Source organism: Bacillus cereus group sp. BfR-BA-01355 (assembly GCF_022663675.1).
GTDB lineage: Bacteria > Bacillota > Bacilli > Bacillales > Bacillaceae_G > Bacillus_A > Bacillus_A thuringiensis_S.
This window is the reverse complement of the sequence record NZ_JAKUFY010000059.1, coordinates 13621-32641: the sequence shown is the minus strand read 5'-3', so window position 1 is coordinate 32641 and position 19021 is coordinate 13621. Positions and strand designations below refer to the sequence as shown.

Below are 19021 nucleotides of genomic sequence, written 5' to 3'. Positions count from 1 at the left end.
ACGAACAAGCCGTAAAAACGAAAAAAATCTACACACTTGGTCATTCCATCGTTTAGCACAATTCATCGAGTACAAAGCGACATTAGTTGGCATAAAGGTCGAATATGTGAACCCTTCTTATACAAGTCAAACATGTCCGAAATGTTCTGGAAAGAACAAGGCGCAAGACAGAAAATACAAGTGCCAATGTGGGTTTGAGAAACATCGTGATATTGTTGGGGCGATGAATATTCGCTACGTAACTGTGGTTGGCGGTAATAGTCAATCAGCCTAAGAACCTATATGGTCTGTCTTAGGAGGGGTGATGGCACACCCTCATCTTGAAGGCTGTTCAAAACAGAAATGGACTGTGAATGCTTAGTCATTCAAGAATCCCATCCGTTACACCGTAAGGTATAGGACTTGCGGATTTAGCCGTGGGAGTGTCAAAAGACAATTAGAGGACTATATGAAGGGAATTCGATCAAAATTAAATGTTAAATATGAAGATAATTATATTTGGATTAAGGTTAATTAGATGGAATTCCAGATGTAATGAATTTTGTTTTAAAGAGATAATAAGTAATTGAGAGGAGATTAATAGTGATGGAAGATTTGCAAAAGGCAGTAATAAAATTTCGAGATGAGAGAAATTGGGGGCAATTTCATAATGCGAAGGATCTAGCAATTTCCTTAAATTTAGAAGCATCAGAGTTACTTGAGACTTTCCAATGGAAGTCTAGTGAAGAAGCAACAGAGACGAAAATGCAGGAAATAAAAGAAGAAATGGCCGATGTAATGATTTATTTACTTATGCTAAGTGATAAATTAGATATCGATCTAGAAGAAGTAGTACATGCTAAGTTGGAAAAGAATGCAGAGAAATATCCTGTAGAAAAAGCATTTGGAAGTAATAAAAAATATAACGAACTGTAAAGCGATAATCGTTTTACAGTTTTTTAAAATGGTTATGAGAAAGCAGATGGTTGAGATCATGATTTGGATGTACGGATTGTATTTCAAAAGTATGAAATACACACATCCTTAAGTATTCTTAAAATTAAAAAGTAGGGAGTTATTCAAATGCTATCATTTGCAGCAAAATTATCTTCATTTTACATAATTAAAAAGAAGCGAAAAGAGTTTGAGCAAGGTTGTATCAGAGATCCTAAAATAGATGGACTACCAGTAGTCTATATTCAGCGGGATAAGAAGAATTTATATGTAGGTAAGTCTACAGATATATATGAGCGTTTTGTTGCACATATAAGTGATGAAGCTAAAACATTCAATGAAGTTATTGTAATAAAAAGTGAATTATTTAATGAAAGTTCAATTAAGCATATTGAAACATTGTTAATTGAATATTTATCTGCAGATGATAAATTTAACTTACTGAATAAAGTAAGAGGCCAAAAGATTCATTCTTATAACGGAATTGAAGATGTTCAAAGTATGTTTAAAGAAATTTGGAATGAGTTAATTAAAGAAGGGGTAGCAAGTGAGAATTTAGGTGAGATACATAATAAATTTATTTATAAATATTCACCGTTTAAAGAGTTATCGGCTAATCAAATTGAGGTTTGTAAAGACATTTTTAATACAATGCTTACTACATCAAATAGTCGACATTTGATTACAGGGGACCCGGGTACTGGTAAAACAATTGTATTAACAAACATCTTATATGCGCTTGCTTATGACAGTGAAACTGGTAAAGCGAGAGAGGGATTGAATTATAAGGATATAGCACTTGTTGTTCCACAAAATCACTCATTAAATTTATATAAGAGCTTGATGAACAAACTAGGTCTACAAAGTATTACAGTACTGTCACCTTCACAATTTATTAAGCAGGCAAAAAGTAGGGGCACAAAATATAAATATGTTTTTGTGGACGAAGCACATCGTCTAAAACAATATTTTGGTAAACAAGCACGTGATTTAAAACATTTAGTCACCGATAATGGTTATACAACTGAGTTGGAATTAATAGAAACATTTGCGTATCACTTAACTGTGGTTTATGATCCATACCAAACAATTCGACCAGCAGATATAGATACAGATGTATTCCAGCAGTTGACAGCGAATTATAAGAGGCATCCTTTACATAAACAATTCCGTTTAAAATCTGGAGATCAATATTTAGCATGGCTTCGTAAATATTTACAAATAGCAAATAATGTTGGAGTGTATGAAGAAGGGTTATTGCGGGGTTATGACTTTAAGGTAATGGACTCTATTACAGAGTTGAATCAATCTATGAAAGCGTTAAATGAAAAATATGAATTATGTCGTGTAGTCGCGGGTTATTCTTGGAAATGGATTACACAGAAGGACAAAAATCATTATGATATAAAAGATCCTGTTACAGGCGATACATTCAAATGGAACTCAAAGGTAAAAGGTTGGATTAACTTTGAAAATAGTATAGAGGAAATAGGATGTATACATACTACCCAAGGTGCGGATTTAAATTATGTTGGTGTGATTTTAGGAGCTGAAATTGATTGTGACTATACAGGTGAAGAAAATGGAGACTATGATTTAAATAAAGCTAAAATTGTAGTGAACCCAAAAGAATATAAAGATCGAAATGGTCTTCCAATTAAGGGAACAGATATAAATAATGAGGAGTTAACATCCTATATTAAACGTATTTATTACGTGCTATTATCTCGTGGGATAAATGGATGTTATGTCTATGCAGTAAATCAAAATATGCAAAGATATTTAAAGGAGATAGTAAAAGTAAGTCAATAATTATGAAAAGGGGTTACAGAATTTACGATACGGGAAAGTCCACGCAGGATTTTAGTCAGCTGCCCCCTTTAGCGGGGGGAGAGTGTCAACTTTATGCAGCAACCCTTGTGAATTAGACAGTATTTAAAGATCCTAACTAAGAAACCTGAGTTCTACATTTATTCAATCTTATTTGTTTAACTTTAGATAGCTAGCCTACACTTTGAAAAAACAGATTTCAAAAAATTCTCTTGCTTACATTATGCGTATGAATCAGGGGTAATTAGTGGTACAATACCTGCTGTCTTAAATGCAGCAAATGAAATTGCAAAGGCGCTATATTTACAAAATGAAATTTCATTTTTTGATATTGGAAAAACATATTAATGGTTGATGATGACAAAGATATTATTAATCTTTTAAAGTTTTTTAGAGGCTCCGAATAGTGTTGCTGCTTTAAGCTGTTTAGAAGAAAATCATATTGATGTAGCTATTGTTAATATTATGATGCCTAAATTAGCAAATATGCAATTATGCATATTTGCTAATAATATAGTCTATTATTTGTTTTTATCATTGCTAAACTATAGATGAGTGATTTATACTCATCTATATATTTTTTAACAATAATTTTCTACAAGTTTAAAATAAGATTATCAGTTTACAAGATCAATAACTATTTTTTGCTTTAATTTTGTTAAAAATAGCTATAAGTTTTATTAGTTTAATGGTAATTACAGAAGAAAGGAAGTTGAAAGTAATGATTGAATTTATAGGAGCGTTAATAGGACAGCTTTTTCTTTTAATCCCTTCCAAGAAACAAAAAGTGTTTAAGAAAAAGTATAAAATATTAAAACAACAGCAATGGTTTCGAAAAAAATATAGCTCAGGAATTTTATTTGATAATCAGGTTAAGGATTTTATTGTTAATTATGATATTGATAAAATGATAAAAAGTGATTTGGAAATTGACGCTTTTGAAAAGAAACTTGATGAATTATTATTAAAAAAATGAAATTTAAAATTGTTTGTATGTAGATATATAAGCTAGTTAATTTTTAAAAGTAAATTTCCATAAGGTCATATCTAGATAGTTAACAACTTTTAATAAAAATAACACTTTAACCTCATATAACCACTTATGAAATAATATTTCTTAAGTGGTTATATGAGGTTAAGTAATCATACATATCAAAATAAAGGTGCTTTTTTCAATTGAAAAGAAATTTACATAAGGAAAGTGATTATTCAAAATAATGATCTGTGCCATAAAATTGATAAATTTCAAGTTCTACTTGAAGTTGGCAATTTATATAATTGAGCGATCCTTTTAAAGAATTTGAAATCCTCTTTATTTTGCCACTCATACCTGTAATCTACTAAAGTTGTTTTATTTTCCAATTAATTGTTAGGATTTATAGAACAATTCCCCCAAAAAATTACCATATGAAAACACTTGTATCGAGTTGCTGTATATCATTTCAAAAAGCAATGTATTTTATAAGGTGTTTTTTTTGAGTAATCAACATCATAATAGTTATAAACCTCTTTAAGCTATAAAAGATATAACTAATAAGAATTAAGATATAACAAATTTTACTTAACTCCATTACTTTAAGCAAAGTGTAAGTAAATTGTGTAATGAATGAATACTAAACACAATCCAAAAGGATCTTTTGAAAATGAATAATTTTTTATCGGATTCTTCATATATCCAATATGAATAAGAAAAAATTAAGCCTAATAACATTGTGTACAATATATATGCTATTCCAAAATTATGACTTATACCAAAAATAGAAGCTGATACTAAGATAATTAACCAATCATTTTCTTTTAAAAAGAAGTTACGACGTAAAGCCCAAAATAAGAAGGGTTGATAAATTATAGTTTCTAATAAAGGATATACTATACTACCATTTATAATTTGTGAGGTAATAGAACTTTTTTCAATGGGATTTTCACTTAACCCACCCAAGGTTATAGAAGGGAGAGCGGGAAGTAAAAATGATAAAATAGTCATGACAAAAATGAACTGGGGTATAGTTAGTTTAGTGAAAAAAATATTTATGTTTCTCATATGATATCTTCCTTAAATAATATATTTTTATTTGTTTAACTTTACATTGTAATATCTATAGTGTAACATATATATTACATAAAGTAATGTATATGTTACATAAATACATATCTACTATTAAACAGTGTGAGGTGGTGAGATAAATGGGTACATCAAAATTGAAAATCGAAAGAGTTAAATCTAATTTGACGCAAGAGGAATTGGCAAAAATTATCGGAGTTACACGACAAACTATTGGATTAATAGAAAAGGGTAAATATAACCCTAGTTTAAGTTTATGTTTACAGATTTGTTATACATTAAACAAATCATTAGACGATATATTTTGGACAGAAAAAGAAAATGATAAAGGAGATTTTAAATAATGTATGATGAACGTATAGAAAAAGAACTACACCAAATAGGGCATCAAAGTTTTATGATCGCAAGCATTCTTGCAATAACGGGAACCATAATATCCTTAATCTTAAATGATTTAGTTATAACCCAAATATGTCTTGTTATTTCGTTTTTTGTAAGTGGCATTTACTATACAGTAAAGGTTGCTCGAAAAGGCATACTTTTGAAAAAACGAAATTATTATAATAAAAAATTTGTTATATTCTTGGATTTTGTATGTTTAGGTATTCTATGGTTTATACTTGGGTATTTGTTAGGTCAATACTCTCTTCCATTAACTTTTAAAGAGTTTTTCACTCAATTTATCAGTTATACAATGGCTACCCTAGGTTTTTATTTATTCATGTATATGTATAGAAAGTATTCTCAAAAAAAAGCTGATGAAGAAATTCACTAAATTATAAAAAGTATCCCTATGATTAAAATAGGGATACTTTTTATAGGATAATTAGCTAACTTTACTTGGATTAGATAAAATAAGTGCTCCTGCAAGACCAACTGCTGCACCGACTGGACCAGATCCAAATACTACCGCAGCGCCAACACCTGTAATAATTGAACCAGCTGCTGTTCCAGCGTGATCACGCCAGCCTCCACCATTTACATTTAGTAATTCAGTATCGCTTAAGTTTTGTAAGTTTTCGTTGTTAAATTGTGTATTCATTATAATTCCTCCTTCTTATGCCCATTTACCTTTAATTGCTGAATTTGCAAGATAACCTGCAGTTCCCCAAAGAACGCCAGCAGTTGCTCCAATTACAGCGCCTTCAGGACCGCCAACGATTGCACCACGTACACCCCATACGCCAGCAGTTGTTGCTAAAGTAGATCCATATCCACCACCATTAAGTTCATTAAGTTCATTTTCAGTTAATGGGGTAATGTTATTATTTTTTACTTCCATTAGTAATTCCTCCTTATTCTTAATATAAAGATATTAAGATTTTTATAATGTTATTCTATGCATAAAAACAACAATGAAAATATAACACGAAATATTATTTTGAAAAAGTTAATATGCAAAATTACATATTTTTTCCCTTTTTTTTATATTTAGATATAATAGGTAATGTTATATTTGAATAACTGGAAGAGAGGTTGCAATTTTGCTTAAGAAAAAATTCCCTTACGTTAAACAACAAGATTTAAAAGATTGCGGTCCAGCGTGCCTTACAATGATTTCGCGTTATTATGGAATGAATATGCCTATTTCTAAAATTAGAGAGGTAGCGGGTACAGATTTGCAAGGAACTAATATAAAAGGGTTAATAGAAGCTGGTGAAAAATTAGGATTTGAAGTCAAAGGTGTAAAGGCGACAAATCTAGAGGCTTTATTGGAAATTCCGTTACCTGCAATTGCTCATGTTGTAGTAAATGGTGGTTTTCTTCATTATGTAGTAATTCATAAAATAAAAAAGAATAAAATTTATGTTGCTGATCCAGATAAAGATTACGTTGTATATTCTTTAGAAGAATTCGGTCAAATGTGGACGGGTGTTCTTGTATTAATGACCCCTGGGAAAGATTTTAAAAAAGGCGACAAATCCAAACCTATAATTTATAAGTTCCTATCTTTATTAAAAGAGCAAAAAAATTTATTATTACCGTTATTTTTTGCTTCTATCTTTTTTAATATTTTTGGTTTGCTAGGAGCTTTTTATTTTAAATTTTTAATTGATGATATTGTAACCAATCAGTTATTGCAGACACTTCACATTGTATCAGTTGGAATAATTATTTTATATGTATTTAAGGTTCTCCTTTCATATTTCCGTACACACTTAATTTTATATTTAAGTAGACGAATAGATATTCAATTAATGCTTGGGTATTATCGTCATGTTATCGGATTACCCATGAATTTTTTTGAAACAAGAAAAGTGGGAGAGATTATTTCACGATTTATGGATGCAAGTAAAATTCGTGATGCATTATCAACGATAACAGTTACCTTAATGATCGATACATTAATGGTTACATTAGGAGCAATCTTATTATATATGCATAGTTCCATATTATTTGGCGTGACTATATTACTCGTACCTTTTTATATAGGTATAATTTTTACTTTTCATAAGCCATATCAATCGATTAATCGAGAAGAGATGGAAAGTAATGCAAAATTAAATTCTTATTTAGTAGAATCTTTAAATGGTATTGCTACAATCAAGTCTTATAATGCAGAGAAAGAAGTATTCTTTCAAACAGAAAGCCGTTTTGTAAATTTGCTAAGACATGTATTTAGAAGAGGTATGTTATCTAATTTACAAAGCTCTATAAAGATGGGACTTGAGTTAATTGGAGGGACTATCATTATTTGGGTTGGTGCTGTACAAGTATTAAAAGGGAATATGACAATAGGAGAATTAATTACATATAATGCGCTATTGGCATATTTTTTAAATCCAATTGAAAATTTAATTAGTATTCAGCCTACCATGCAATCTGCACTAGTTGCTGGAGAACGATTAAATGAAATTTTAGATTTAGATCAAGAAAAAAGTGAAACAGAGGATAATAAAATATCCCCGAAACAATTATCAGGTAAGATTCAATTTTCTGGTGTTTCATTCCGTTATGGAACACGTATGAATGTACTGAATAATATAAGTTTTTCAATTGAACCAGGTAGTCAAGTAGCGTTTGTAGGAGAAAGTGGATCAGGTAAAACAACGATATCAAAATTGTTAATGCATTATCATTCTCCGCAACAAGGTGAAATATATTATGATGACTTTCATATTAAAGAGATAAATCGTAATGCATTACGAGATCGAATTGCATATGTTTCACAAGAGTCATTTTTCTTTAGTGCTTCTATCTATGAAAATTTATGTTTTGGTTTAGAGCAACAAGTTACATTAGAGGAAATTATACAGGTATGTAAACTAGCTGCTGTGCATGATTTTGTAAGTGAATTGCCTCTTCGTTATGAAACTTTGTTAGAAGAAAATGCTTCGAATTTATCAGGTGGACAAAGACAACGTTTAGCAATTGCACGAGCGTTATTGAAAAAACCTAATATCTTGATATTAGATGAAGCGACAAGTAACTTAGATTCTACAACCGAAAAACATATTACTGATATGTTGAAGGAATTAGGAGCACAAGGAGTCACTGTAATTATGATTGCTCATCGCTTAAGTACAATTCAACATGCAAATCAAATTCTTGTAATGGAAAAAGGAAATATTATAGAAAGAGGTTCTCATGAAGAATTATTATTCTATAAAGGAGAATATTATCGTCTATGGAAGAATCAAACCGTCCATGTAGAACATATAGAATCTAACGCAATGAGAGGTGCTCAATATGAGTAGAATTTATTCGTTTGATCAGTTAACGGATAGTGTAGAATTATTAGAAAGAAAACCACCTCGTTTTATAACTGGATTGCTTATGTTCCTTTTGATAAGTTTATTAACTTTTGCTATTTGGGCGTATATTGGAAAGGTAGATATTGTTAGTAAAGGAACTGCAATGATACAAGGGAAATCTGATGCGAGTGTATCTCGTACACAGATTGTCGGTGTTGTGGATAAAGTTGCCGTCAAGTCGGGTGATGAAGTGAAAAAAGGGGATACCTTACTAGAATTAAAAAATCGGGAATTAACAGATAAACAAAATCAAGTGGATCAAGTTGTAAAACACTTAGAAAAGCAAAAAGAGATGTTAGTACAGTTGAAAACGAGTATCCAATCTCATTCTCCCTCGTTTTCTGATAAAGTAGACATAAAAATTAGGGAAGAATATAAAGCCTATGAGCAAGGGTACCAAGCTTTACAAAATGAAAAAGAACATGAAGTAACAGCTGTAGAAAATAGTAAAATGTCAAACGAACAAGATGAGGTTCTGCAAGGGCTACTTGTAGAAAAAGAAAATATACAAAATGAAATAAAATTAATTAAGAAACAAAAAACAAGAGATAATACATCAGAAGAACAAAAAACAACAGCTAACATATTAGAGGAAGAAAAAATGGGGGATAATGTATTAACGGAGCAAAAAACGAAAGAGAAGATATTAGAAGAACAAAAAAAAGCATATGATGACAAAATAGAAATTTTGGAATCCCAACAAAACACTCTGGAAAAACGTATCCAGCAGCGGAAAAAAGCATTAGAACAGGAAAGAAACAAAGTGGATGTTTTGAAAGAAGAAAAGCAGGGGCAAAAGAAAGATGCTTTAAATCGATATAAAGAAGAGGCGTTTATTTCTATTAATCAGCGTATTCAATCTGTAGAACAAGATCTATTTATTAAAAATCAGGAATTAGATGGTTTACATCATCAAAGTGAAACGACAACGATAAGAGCAATAAAGGATGGGATTGTACAATTTCCTTCGGTCGTACAACAAGGTGACTTAATTGACCCGGGGCAAGAAGTCGTTTCAATTATTCCGAAAGAATCTGAGAAAAAAGTGAAAATTTTGTTGCCAGCCCAAGAAATAAAAGGAATTAAAAAAGGAGACAAAATACAATATTCATTTAAGTTAAAACATACGGACAAACAAATGGGGCAAGTCACATATATATCAGCACACCCTATTTTTGATAAAGATTCGAAAGCATATATGTATGAGCTAGAGGCAACTATTGAAAAGCAAGAGTTACAAGAACTTCATACAGGATTGATAGGAAGAGCTTCTGTTATTACAGGGGAAGAACCCGTTTGGAAATTTATATTAAGAAAATTAGATTTTATATAAAATCGTTGTGGATAGCAGGTCATGAATGAAATAAAAGGAGATAGGATAGTGCTAGAAAAGAAAATAAGATAACTTAACGTATAAAAAATTAGTAATCTTTATTTTAAGTATAATAGTGCTATTGTTTATTGGCGTAATATTTCTTTAGTAATATTCGGCCTGTTGCATGGTGGTCTTCCAATTACAGCAATGAGTATGGGAATAGTATTTGCGGTGTTTTATCACAAAACAAAATCTATTTTAACTGGTATTATTTTGCATATTACTTGAAATTTAATTGTAGGTCTTCTTAAAGTTTTATCATTTTAACCAAGAAGACACCTTCCTCGAGGAGCGTGTGAGTAGATGGGAGATTAATTGGCTTCGAACAAGGGATGGCAGGAAGCCATCCCTTGTTCGACATATATAAAATATTATTTCATTATATAAAGAATATACATTATATGTGTAATAGTAGAAATTTAATGTTTTTTGTAAAAAAGAATTGAATTTTAATTTAGGTGTAACTAATATAGTTACATAAATGTTATAACTTTAATGGTTACACATAATTCTTCTTTACGTAAAAATACGATTCGTATATTTATTTAGAAAAGGTGGCTCACACGTTGTTGCTCAATCTAGAAAGTCATTAAAAGATGAAAGGTAATGCATTTTCTGAATTGTAGTATTTCCTGCTTTAGAGGATTAATGCATTAGTGTTATCTTTTGATAAAAATTTTGGCTGGTCCTTCTTTGGAAGGATTCGTTTTTGGGGAGAATAGTAAGGTGCCTCAAAAAAGAACAAGATATGAAAAAAGATGTACTTAATAAATCAGAAAGTAAGCTGAGAATATTAATTGATAGCTGGACTGGTTAATAAAAATAAAGGTAGGAGATTTAAATGGAGACAAAACAAGATAATCTTATATACGTATGGGACGCATATTGTGGATGGTGCTATGGTTTTTCAGAAAGTATTAAAGGATTTTACAAAGAACACACTGAAATGCCGTTAACAGTTATATGTGGAGGATTATTTTTAGATGATCTACCAATAAAAAATTTCTCATATATAGAAGAGGGAAATAAAAGAATAAATCAACTTACAGGTGCAGAATTTGGTCCTTCATATCAAAAATTGGTGGAAGAAGGTAATTTTAAAATGAATTCGAAAGATGCTGCAATTGGCTTTGCAGCTTTACGTTCATTAGCTCCAGACCGTTTGTTAGAATTTACTTCGGCTATGCAAAAAGCGTTTTATTATGAAGGAAAAAGTCTAAGTGATCCTGAGACATATCGTAAGATTGCAATTGAGCATGGTTTGGACCCTGAACAAGTAATAGAGCGTTTAAATGCGCAAGAAACAATTGTAGATGTCCAAAATGATTTCAATAAGGTTCGACAACTTGGGGTTAATAGCTATCCTTCATTACTTTTACAAAAGGATAATCAAATTATTCCTATTGGTGGTGGGGTAATGAAGCCAGATAAAATTGAAGCACGTTTTAAAAATTTATACTAAGAAAATTCAGACTATAGTAGCGAATATGTTAGCTTACCCCAGCCGACAAACATTCCCCATCTATTTGCTGGTGCGATTAATCTTTCATGAAAATTGAGGAGGGGCCTTCTGTCGGAACAAGATAATAATTTGTTATCTATTTATTGAACTACCCCCACTTTCACTTCGTTTAGAAGTGAAAGTGGGGGTAGTTCAAAGAGTACTTATTTCAGGTGTGTTTTGATAACTTAACACGAAAACTACAGTGCTATAAAATTAGATAACTGCATCAGTTTGTAAGAAAGGATGAACGTGGTCCAGCAAGGCATGCATCTATACGATCTACTTGGCCTTTTGTAAACATAAACATAGTATCATCATAAACATAGTCCATAAAATTCATAAACATATCTCCATTTGGGCCGTTATTACATGAAGTGTGTGGGAATGTTGGTCTTTCGTAATTTGGTTTCCCTTGATTAGGTGTATCATCCACTTTATCTGAACCGCTACAAATATTAGGTGAACGTTGATCGTCACCCCAAATATGGTATAAGTTGAACCAATGTCCAATTTCATGCGTAGCTGTTCGACCTAAATGGTAGGGTTTTGTTGCAGTACCCGTTGTACCAAAACATGTGTATGCTATAACAACACCATCCGTTTCAGACAGACCTCCAGGAAATTGTGCATATCCTAAGATCTCTTCACCATCTTCATCTAAAATTTGAGGGCATACCCACAAGTTTAAGTATTTATCAGATGGCCATGCATCTGCTCCGCCTGTACTTTTTGATTTAACAGAATCATCCGAATATAAAAAAGATTGCTTAGTTGTATGGGTACGAGTGATACCATTTGTTTGATTTCCGTTAGGATCTTTTTTAGCAAGAATGAATTCAACTCTAGCGTCACTTACAGAATCTTTAAAGACAGAAGGTACGTTTGCTATATCAGGGTTCGCTGCACGAAAATCAAGATTTAAAACATCAATTTGACTATGAACTTGTTCCTCAGAGATGTTTTGTTCCTCAGTGTTCCATACAACATGGACTACAACAGGGATTTTGACAACGGGTCTTTCTTCTTGTACACGTGCGCTATTGAGATATTCATTCGTCATACTTTCTATTTCAACACGTGCATTTTTATATTGTTCGGACTCTTGTAGTAGCTTATGGTGAAGATCTATAGTTGCGCATCTACGCACAGTAGGTGTAGTTGTTTTTTCTGATGAGTTAGTATGATTTGTCATAGTAATTTCTCCTTTAGATTGTATTTAAATTTTTAGTAAATATATACGGTAATTTAGTACTAAAAAGTTATCATATAAATGTTTAGCGTTTTTTATTTTTAATATATTCTTCAGTCATTTTTTCAATTTTTTCTCGCTCTTTTCTGTATTCTTCTGATTCCCTCAATAATTTTTCGTGCATACTCATAGTTCCACAATTACGTCTGGTAGGGGAAGTTTCTTTAGAATCATCTGATGAGTTATTGAAACTTTCTTCATGGATAAAGTTGTTCATGAAATTTCCCTCTTTCATTCTAAATTTGTAACTTGAGAAGCAATAAAAGCTACATTCATTCGTAAAATATCAAGAGCAAGTGGATAATGGATATGCTCAAGAGTATCGTTTGCGGTATGTTCATTAGGATTTAATGAGTCTTCGCCCTCTATTGTTAAAACAGCAGGGACCTCCTTATTAAGAAAAGAAACATGATCGCTATCAAATGGTTCAAGAGATATTTTGACATCAAGATCGGTATATAAAGATGCTACATTTCTTAATCCATTAATGATCTCTTCTGATAAAGGTGAACCTTCAATTAAAACTGCTGGTGTTGACGTGTTTAATGTTCCTATCATATCCATATTGATAACTGCGCGAATTCGATTCTTATCAAGAGTAGTGAGATTTTCAACATGTTGTTTACTACCTAATAAACCTTGTTCTTCTCCCCCAAAAAGGATAAAGCGAAGATCGTGCTGTGTAGGTACGTCTTTGAATATGCGAGCAATCTCAAGGACTCCTGCACTACCACTCCCATTATCATCAGCTCCAGGAGCATTAGATGAGGGCCCTCCACTATGGTTAACTGAATCAAGATGTGCAGTAAGAATAATCAAATGGTTTCCATCATTACGATTCGTACCCAATTTGTCAGCGATAATATTTTGGCTATTTTTATCATTTACAGAGATTGTTTCACTACTAGTTTTATATCCCATTTCATCTAATATCTTACGAGCCCATGTTGCAGCTTCTTCATAAAAAGCACTAGTAGAAAATCTTGTTGGATATGAAACCAAGTGGGTTAAATATGACCGGAACTGATTTTCGCTTAGTTGATTCACTAGTGATTGTATAGAATTAACAGGTGAAGAGTGATTAGGGAAATTGTCAGAAACATGTAATTCGTTATGAGAATCATTAGTACCACCAGGAAAAATGGATGTTTTCATTCTTATAGTTTCACCACCTTAATTATATTTTTCTTAGAAAGCAGTATTTCAAATATAACTTGTGAATGAACTCATTTATTTATACAAGTATTAATTGGTAATTTTACATGTTTTATAGTGATTTATTTTTGATATATATGAAGTTACGTGCTATCTTCGGAAGGAAATGCCATTTGGAATTATTATTGAAAGTATAGATACACCATGATAACTTTATGATTAGAGAATTATAATTATTTAATTCTAAAAATGTATTAGATTTAAAAATGAATATTAGATTTTTATAATATGAGAAAGACAATTTCGAAAGTCAATTTTAATATTTTATTATATATATTTACATATGCAACTGTATTGAAAGTGGTGTATCAGGTGTAGACTATGATTCAGTATAGAAAATGGAAGAGGGGATAGATTAAGGAACCTAAAAAGTAGTTTCGAAATTACGTGGAACAATAACTAGAAAATGAAATAAGGTCAGCCTTATATAATGGTAATATATATGGATAAAGCATTTATTTTGGGTACTTTTAGAATGCAACTTAATGCATGTCTAAAAGTACCCATGTTATGACTTAATGATTTGAATGTAAATGGTTACATTGGTTGGCTGGTTTAGTAGCGTGGCCATCTTCATCTGTACACCAAGATTGAGATTGGAAAGCTAAGAATATTCCTACCCATCTATTTTCATCTTCAAAATGAATAAGAAGGCCGCCATCTTGCCATACTCCATCATCAGATTTCCATCTAGCGATATTACCTTGGTTCATATGAATATCATGTATACCGCTACCAGGTACAAAACCAAAATATTTATCTGGTTCATTTTCCTCAGGTCCCCATGCCTCGCCAAAAGCGTAAATAGTTGCGTTTTGATCCATTGCTTCATTTATGTAGCCCTCTATTTTTTCCTTCAAATCATTATCAGCACCTGGTTTATTATGAGGAAGAGCAATCATTTTCTTTGGATCAAATAAGCCTCCACGAATATAGTCTAGAGCAATATCTCTATTATTTTCGGTTATTGAAGTAAATCCAGAATTTAAATTTGGTAATTTGGTAATTTGTTCAGAATTGAAATTTTCACTAGCAAAGTAAAGGACTTCAGATGGACGTGCTCCCGACTTAATATTAACAGCTATTCTGTAATCGTGGTTCTGTTCATCTTTAATATGGATTTCAAAATGTGGTTTTCCAGACTTAGCTACGTCCGTATTAACAGCTTTTCCTTTTAAAACATTATAATTTCTTAATGTCATATATAAATCCTCCTAATTTCATCATGTTATTACATCGATTAGAGTTTACAATTAGTTCGTATATATTCAGTAAGGGAAAAATCTATATTTTCTTATAATTCCATTTTAATGAAATGAGAAATCATTAGGTCCATAAAGAAAAACTTAAAATAATTTATAAAAGGTTTAATTTTGAAATAGATAGCAGTTATACCCAATTAATGAAAAACTCCTATCCATTTTGGATAGGGAATGGCATATTAAATTTATTAAAGGAGAGTTAAGCGGAATTTCAGAGCAAAATCGCGGTAAAAAACTCTTTTATAAATTTTTAATAGTTCTATACTATTAGGGATGCAGTACTATTTTGGGGGTGAGATAACTCTCTAAAGCCGAGAAGCACGCTATTTTTTTGAGAAATCTACAGAAAGGATGGTGAATCTATCAACTTTTGATGAATTACACTGATATATGTGAACACATGCTTTGAAATTTTTTAAAGTTGTAGTTTACTTTATCTAATGGGAAATAGAGGGGTTTACGGTAATATGTAACGATGAATATAGAAATAGATAAATATTATGATATAATCTTAAAGAGCTGATACATAATTTCTTCAGGTTGGAAAACTAAAGTCTTATCTACCCAAATGTGGGGGACGCCTTATGGCGTCTTTTTTTTATCGTATTTAGGCAATGCGTATCTTCTTAACATCAATTAATAGGTTTCAATTCGGAGAAAGGCACTTTAGGGGGGCTTTGCTTAATTTTCTTTAAAATATACTATCATGAGGATTGGGGTGTTAAGTTAAACGCATAAAGGATAATCAATTGATGATGAATAAGACGGACTACAAGCCATATGAAGCTTGTAGTCCTTTTAAAAAGGTTTATAGAATTCTAATAGTTCAACTGGAATATTATTTTTGTATGCTATACATGCTTTTGTATCACCAGGTTGAATGGTCTTTTTGTCAATTAACAAAAGCGCAGCAAACGTATTTGCTTCTATCTCTAATTTATCAACGGAAAAGAATGTATTCTTACGCAGGAAAGGTGTATTTGCATGAGTATGTAGAACCGCGTGTCCTAATTCATGGGCACAAACAGTTCTCTGCATAGATGGAGATAAATTAGTATTAATAACAATGAAACGATTTCTTTTTTCATATTTATAAAAACCATTTATTTCTTCATGTAAATCCGATGTTAGTACATGTATTTTTAAGTAATCTGCAAGCTCATAGGGGTTTGTCGTGTTGTATTTGTTGCAAAGTTGTTGGACTAGATCTCTAATGACGAATTTCAATGTTTTCCCTCCTAAGCTTGCATCAGTTATCGTCTGGATTACGATATTTCTTAGGCACGTATTTTTTATTGATTACTTTTGTTTGTTTTACAATGTACTCCATCGCATCTAATAATGAATCTACCGCTTCTTGACTCATAGGTTCACCAGAGAACATTAAGCCATCTTCGCCTTGTAGATCTTTCTTTATTTCTTCCATTCTTTTTGCTATATCTTTCTCATCTTTTGGCGTTACTTGTTCGTTTGGTTCGTCTGTAACAGATCGACCAAGTAAATAGTCAGCTGAAACTGAAAAGCAATCAGCTAATTTAGTTAAAACATCATGTGGAGGGAACCTCTCTTCTGATTCGTAGTAACCTATCATTCTTTGGGATACCCCAATTTTTTCTGCCAGTTGTTTTTGGGTTAAATTCTCTTTTTTTCGTAAGGATTTTATTCTAAGTCCTATCATATTGTTCACCTCTCTAATTGAACTAATTGTTCTCTTTGAATTCATTTTAGCACAAAAAGTTCTTTTATGCATTGACAAAGAACAATTAGTTCTTTAATCTGTATTTAGAACTAATTGTTCTTATGGAGGTAGGATAATGGGAAATAAAATGTACGATCCGAAAAAAAACTTATATAAAGAAATTGCTAGCTATTGCGGAGTAACTGAACGCTATATTCGAATGATTGATCAAAAAGAAAGAACTCCATCAATGGAGACAGCTAGGAAGATTGCAAAGTTTTTTGATAAGAGTGTAGATAATATTTTTTTTAGTAATAAATCGAACTTTAAGTTCTTTTTAAGCGCACTCTGGTTTGAAAATAATGAAAAGTAGATTTTGTTAGGTGGAAGCTAAAAGTAGTGAGTACGGACCTTCTAAATTTTAATAATAATGGAGGGAGTGGATTAGAGATCGTAATAAATGCACAAGGTTTGTTAATGACATATAGGTATTGCAAAAGAATTTATTGATTTTGACAGAATGAGAGAACTGTGAATGGACAGTTAAAGAATGTAATAAGTAGGTAAACAAAGGTTTTAAAATATGAGAGGTAGATACTATGGGGATTTTCCGAGTAAAAAAAGATAATAATTATTCCGTTATTAATAATACCGGTTTAAAGGATAAAAGACTTTCTTGGAAGGCGAAAGGGATATTAGCTTACATACTCACACTTCCAGATGATTGGGTGTTTTATAGAGAGGAATTATCGAAACATGCAAAAGACGGTATAAATAGCTTAAGAGCTGGAATGCAGGAATTAAAAGAATACGGATATATTAAAAGATTTCCTGTTAGAGATGAAAAAAACAAAATTGTTAGGTGGGAGACAATTATTTACGAAATCCCAGTGGATGATTATCCACCAGTGGAAAACCCACCTGCTGGAAAACCTGTTGCTGGTAACCTACCGGTGGAAAATCACAAGCTACTAAATATTAATATACAAAGTACGAAAGAACTAAATACTGATATACAAAATATAAATCATCGTCATGATAATAAACAAAAATTAATCTCACAAAGGTTAATAAATGATGATTTTAAAATAAGTCATCAATTTTTAATGAAGAATAGAATTTCATTAAGTGAAATAGCGATTAGAGAGCTTGGTGTATTTTGTGAATCATTAGGTAGTGAACTAATTGGGGAAGCAGTAAATAGATCAATTGATGAAAATGTACCAAAGTGGAGATATGTACGTGGGATTCTTAAAAAATGGGAAACCAAAAAGGTAAAAACACTCAAGGATGTAGCTATGCTAGATGCACAGTTTGATCTTGGTAAGAATAAAAAACAATTTGGATCACGGGATACTAATCGAAGTGAAATGGTACCAGAATGGTTACATGAAAAAGAAGATGTTCCAGAAGAGCAGCCTATAAAAAATAATGAGTTAACTATTGAAGAAGAGCGTGAGAGATTAAAAACTTTATTAAAAAAATATAAATCATAATTAATATTTATAAATTTTATTAAATTGATAATAAAGGTTAGTTTATCTTTGGTGATCAAAATAAAAGCAGGATTTAAATAAAGAAAAGTAGGGGGATTATTATATGTTTGACTGGCTCAAAGATTATCAGAAACTAGAAGAAGAAATTGCATATTTAGAATATAACTTAGACAAATCAAAAGCAGAATTAAAGCGCTGGACTAGTGGGGACTTACAAAATGTACGATTAACTGCTGAATCCGAAGGGGCTAAAGTAGAAGATCGGATTGAAGCGATTGAATATGAGTTAGGACATAAGATCAATGAAGTATTTGATTTAAAGATTTTAATTAATAAGTTTACAGGATTAGATCATCAAATTCTCAAAATGAAGTATGTTGATGGAATGACTTTAGAACAAATAGCGTTTGAATTACATTATAGTACAGGCTATATTCGCCGAAAACATGCTGAAATAAAAAAGATTGTCAAGTTTGTAGATGGGTTTTAATGTTACCTTTTTGTAGGGTACATGCAGTGTACAGAAAGTATTGAAAAAGTGATTTATAGTAGTAATATAAGATTTCGACGAAAGGGCAACTATTTTTATGGTTGCTCTTTTTGTTGTGAAAGAAGGTGAGCAACATGAAGTAATTTTAAAAAAATTTTTCATTTAAGTGTTA

At 31.3% G+C, this 19021-nt stretch carries 21 protein-coding genes and 2 pseudogenes; 14 read left to right on the top strand and 9 right to left on the bottom strand.

Annotation, left to right across the window (positions count from 1 at the left end; genetic code table 11):
• The 5 genes and pseudogenes from MR167_RS19075 to MR167_RS19055 form a co-directional block, all read left to right on the top strand.
• A partial coding sequence (locus tag MR167_RS19075; protein ID WP_242315254.1) for a transposase occupies window positions 1-274 on the top strand: 274 nt, incomplete at its 5' end.
• Window positions 275-585: 311 nt separating this feature from the next.
• Window positions 586-915, top strand: a complete 330-nt coding sequence (locus tag MR167_RS19070) for a nucleotide pyrophosphohydrolase (RefSeq protein WP_000389841.1) — start codon at window positions 586-588, stop codon at window positions 913-915.
• Between the two features lie 147 nt (window positions 916-1062).
• Window positions 1063-2745, top strand: a complete 1683-nt coding sequence (locus MR167_RS19065) for a DUF2075 domain-containing protein (protein WP_242315252.1) — start codon at window positions 1063-1065, stop codon at window positions 2743-2745.
• A gap of 186 nt (window positions 2746-2931) precedes the next feature.
• Window positions 2932-3105: pseudogene (locus MR167_RS19060) on the top strand (1-deoxy-D-xylulose-5-phosphate reductoisomerase); the annotation flags it as partial.
• 379 nt (window positions 3106-3484) lie between these two features.
• Complete coding sequence (locus MR167_RS19055; RefSeq protein WP_242315250.1) at window positions 3485-3739, top strand: hypothetical protein; 255 nt, start codon at window positions 3485-3487, stop codon at window positions 3737-3739.
• 594 nt (window positions 3740-4333) lie between these two features.
• On the opposite strand, the gene MR167_RS19050 is transcribed toward MR167_RS19055, so the two are convergent.
• The gene (locus MR167_RS19050; RefSeq protein ID WP_242315248.1) at window positions 4334-4804 is read right to left on the bottom strand and encodes a CPBP family intramembrane glutamic endopeptidase; all 471 of its coding nucleotides are present in this window, start codon (window positions 4802-4804) and stop codon (window positions 4334-4336) included.
• Between the two features lie 143 nt (window positions 4805-4947).
• On the opposite strand from MR167_RS19050, the gene MR167_RS19045 reads away from it, so the two are divergent.
• Both MR167_RS19045 and MR167_RS19040 read left to right on the top strand, forming a co-directional pair.
• The gene (locus MR167_RS19045) at window positions 4948-5169 is read left to right on the top strand and encodes a helix-turn-helix transcriptional regulator (protein WP_000537291.1); all 222 of its coding nucleotides are present in this window, start codon (window positions 4948-4950) and stop codon (window positions 5167-5169) included.
• Window positions 5169-5600 (top strand): DUF6773 family protein, encoded by a 432-nt coding sequence (locus MR167_RS19040; protein ID WP_242315246.1) that lies wholly within the window; start codon window positions 5169-5171, stop codon window positions 5598-5600. Before MR167_RS19045 ends, MR167_RS19040 begins: the two co-directional genes overlap by 1 nt.
• A gap of 51 nt (window positions 5601-5651) precedes the next feature.
• Here MR167_RS19040 and MR167_RS19035 read toward each other — a convergent pair whose 3' ends face one another.
• Window positions 5652-5867: a hypothetical protein gene (locus tag MR167_RS19035; RefSeq protein ID WP_001095955.1), complete on the bottom strand. Its 216-nt coding sequence runs from the start codon at window positions 5865-5867 to the stop codon at window positions 5652-5654.
• Between the two features lie 15 nt (window positions 5868-5882).
• Window positions 5883-6107, bottom strand: coding sequence for a hypothetical protein (locus MR167_RS19030; RefSeq protein WP_000453242.1), 225 nt, complete (start codon window positions 6105-6107; stop codon window positions 5883-5885).
• Window positions 6108-6309: 202 nt separating this feature from the next.
• Between MR167_RS19030 and MR167_RS19025 the strand changes: the two genes are divergently transcribed.
• The 4 genes and pseudogenes from MR167_RS19025 to MR167_RS19010 all read left to right on the top strand — a co-directional run bounded on the left by MR167_RS19025 (window position 6310) and on the right by MR167_RS19010 (window position 11417).
• The gene (locus MR167_RS19025) at window positions 6310-8523 is read left to right on the top strand and encodes a peptidase domain-containing ABC transporter (protein ID WP_242315244.1); all 2214 of its coding nucleotides are present in this window, start codon (window positions 6310-6312) and stop codon (window positions 8521-8523) included.
• Window positions 8516-9913: a putative HlyD family type I secretion protein gene (locus tag MR167_RS19020; protein ID WP_242315242.1), complete on the top strand. Its 1398-nt coding sequence runs from the start codon at window positions 8516-8518 to the stop codon at window positions 9911-9913. Before MR167_RS19025 ends, MR167_RS19020 begins: the two co-directional genes overlap by 8 nt.
• Window positions 9914-10051: 138 nt before the next feature.
• Window positions 10052-10183, top strand: a pseudogene (locus MR167_RS19015) (CPBP family glutamic-type intramembrane protease); the annotation flags it as partial.
• Window positions 10184-10796: 613 nt separating this feature from the next.
• Window positions 10797-11417, top strand: coding sequence for a DsbA family protein (locus tag MR167_RS19010; RefSeq protein ID WP_242315241.1), 621 nt, complete (start codon window positions 10797-10799; stop codon window positions 11415-11417).
• Between the two features lie 268 nt (window positions 11418-11685).
• Here the strand turns inward: MR167_RS19010 and MR167_RS19005 are convergent, their stop codons facing one another.
• From MR167_RS19005 to MR167_RS18980, 6 genes are all read right to left on the bottom strand, one after another.
• Window positions 11686-12651: a zinc metalloprotease gene (locus tag MR167_RS19005; RefSeq protein ID WP_242315238.1), complete on the bottom strand. Its 966-nt coding sequence runs from the start codon at window positions 12649-12651 to the stop codon at window positions 11686-11688.
• A gap of 82 nt (window positions 12652-12733) precedes the next feature.
• On the bottom strand, window positions 12734-12925 hold the full coding sequence (locus MR167_RS19000) for a hypothetical protein (RefSeq protein WP_001058667.1): 192 nt from the start codon (window positions 12923-12925) through the stop codon (window positions 12734-12736).
• A gap of 14 nt (window positions 12926-12939) precedes the next feature.
• Window positions 12940-13863, bottom strand: coding sequence for a M28 family metallopeptidase (locus tag MR167_RS18995; RefSeq protein WP_086398139.1), 924 nt, complete (start codon window positions 13861-13863; stop codon window positions 12940-12942).
• Window positions 13864-14438: 575 nt separating this feature from the next.
• Window positions 14439-15125 carry a YukJ family protein gene (locus tag MR167_RS18990; RefSeq protein WP_086398140.1) on the bottom strand — a complete coding sequence of 229 codons (687 nt, stop codon included), beginning with the start codon at window positions 15123-15125 and terminating at the stop codon, window positions 14439-14441.
• A gap of 858 nt (window positions 15126-15983) precedes the next feature.
• Window positions 15984-16412 carry an ImmA/IrrE family metallo-endopeptidase gene (locus MR167_RS18985; RefSeq protein WP_000673773.1) on the bottom strand — a complete coding sequence of 143 codons (429 nt, stop codon included), beginning with the start codon at window positions 16410-16412 and terminating at the stop codon, window positions 15984-15986.
• Window positions 16413-16434: 22 nt separating this feature from the next.
• A complete protein-coding gene (locus tag MR167_RS18980) occupies window positions 16435-16863 on the bottom strand; it encodes a helix-turn-helix domain-containing protein (protein ID WP_000579787.1) in 429 nt (142 codons plus the stop codon).
• Between the two features lie 136 nt (window positions 16864-16999).
• On the opposite strand from MR167_RS18980, the gene MR167_RS18975 reads away from it, so the two are divergent.
• The 3 genes from MR167_RS18975 to MR167_RS18965 all read left to right on the top strand — a co-directional run bounded on the left by MR167_RS18975 (window position 17000) and on the right by MR167_RS18965 (window position 18849).
• Complete coding sequence (locus MR167_RS18975; protein ID WP_000527099.1) at window positions 17000-17236, top strand: helix-turn-helix transcriptional regulator; 237 nt, start codon at window positions 17000-17002, stop codon at window positions 17234-17236.
• 226 nt (window positions 17237-17462) lie between these two features.
• Window positions 17463-18359, top strand: coding sequence for a DnaD domain protein (locus MR167_RS18970; protein WP_086398142.1), 897 nt, complete (start codon window positions 17463-17465; stop codon window positions 18357-18359).
• A 103-nt stretch (window positions 18360-18462) separates the two neighbouring features.
• Window positions 18463-18849, top strand: a complete 387-nt coding sequence (locus tag MR167_RS18965) for a DUF1492 domain-containing protein (RefSeq protein ID WP_086398143.1) — start codon at window positions 18463-18465, stop codon at window positions 18847-18849.
• Window positions 18850-19021: the final 172 nt, after the last annotated feature.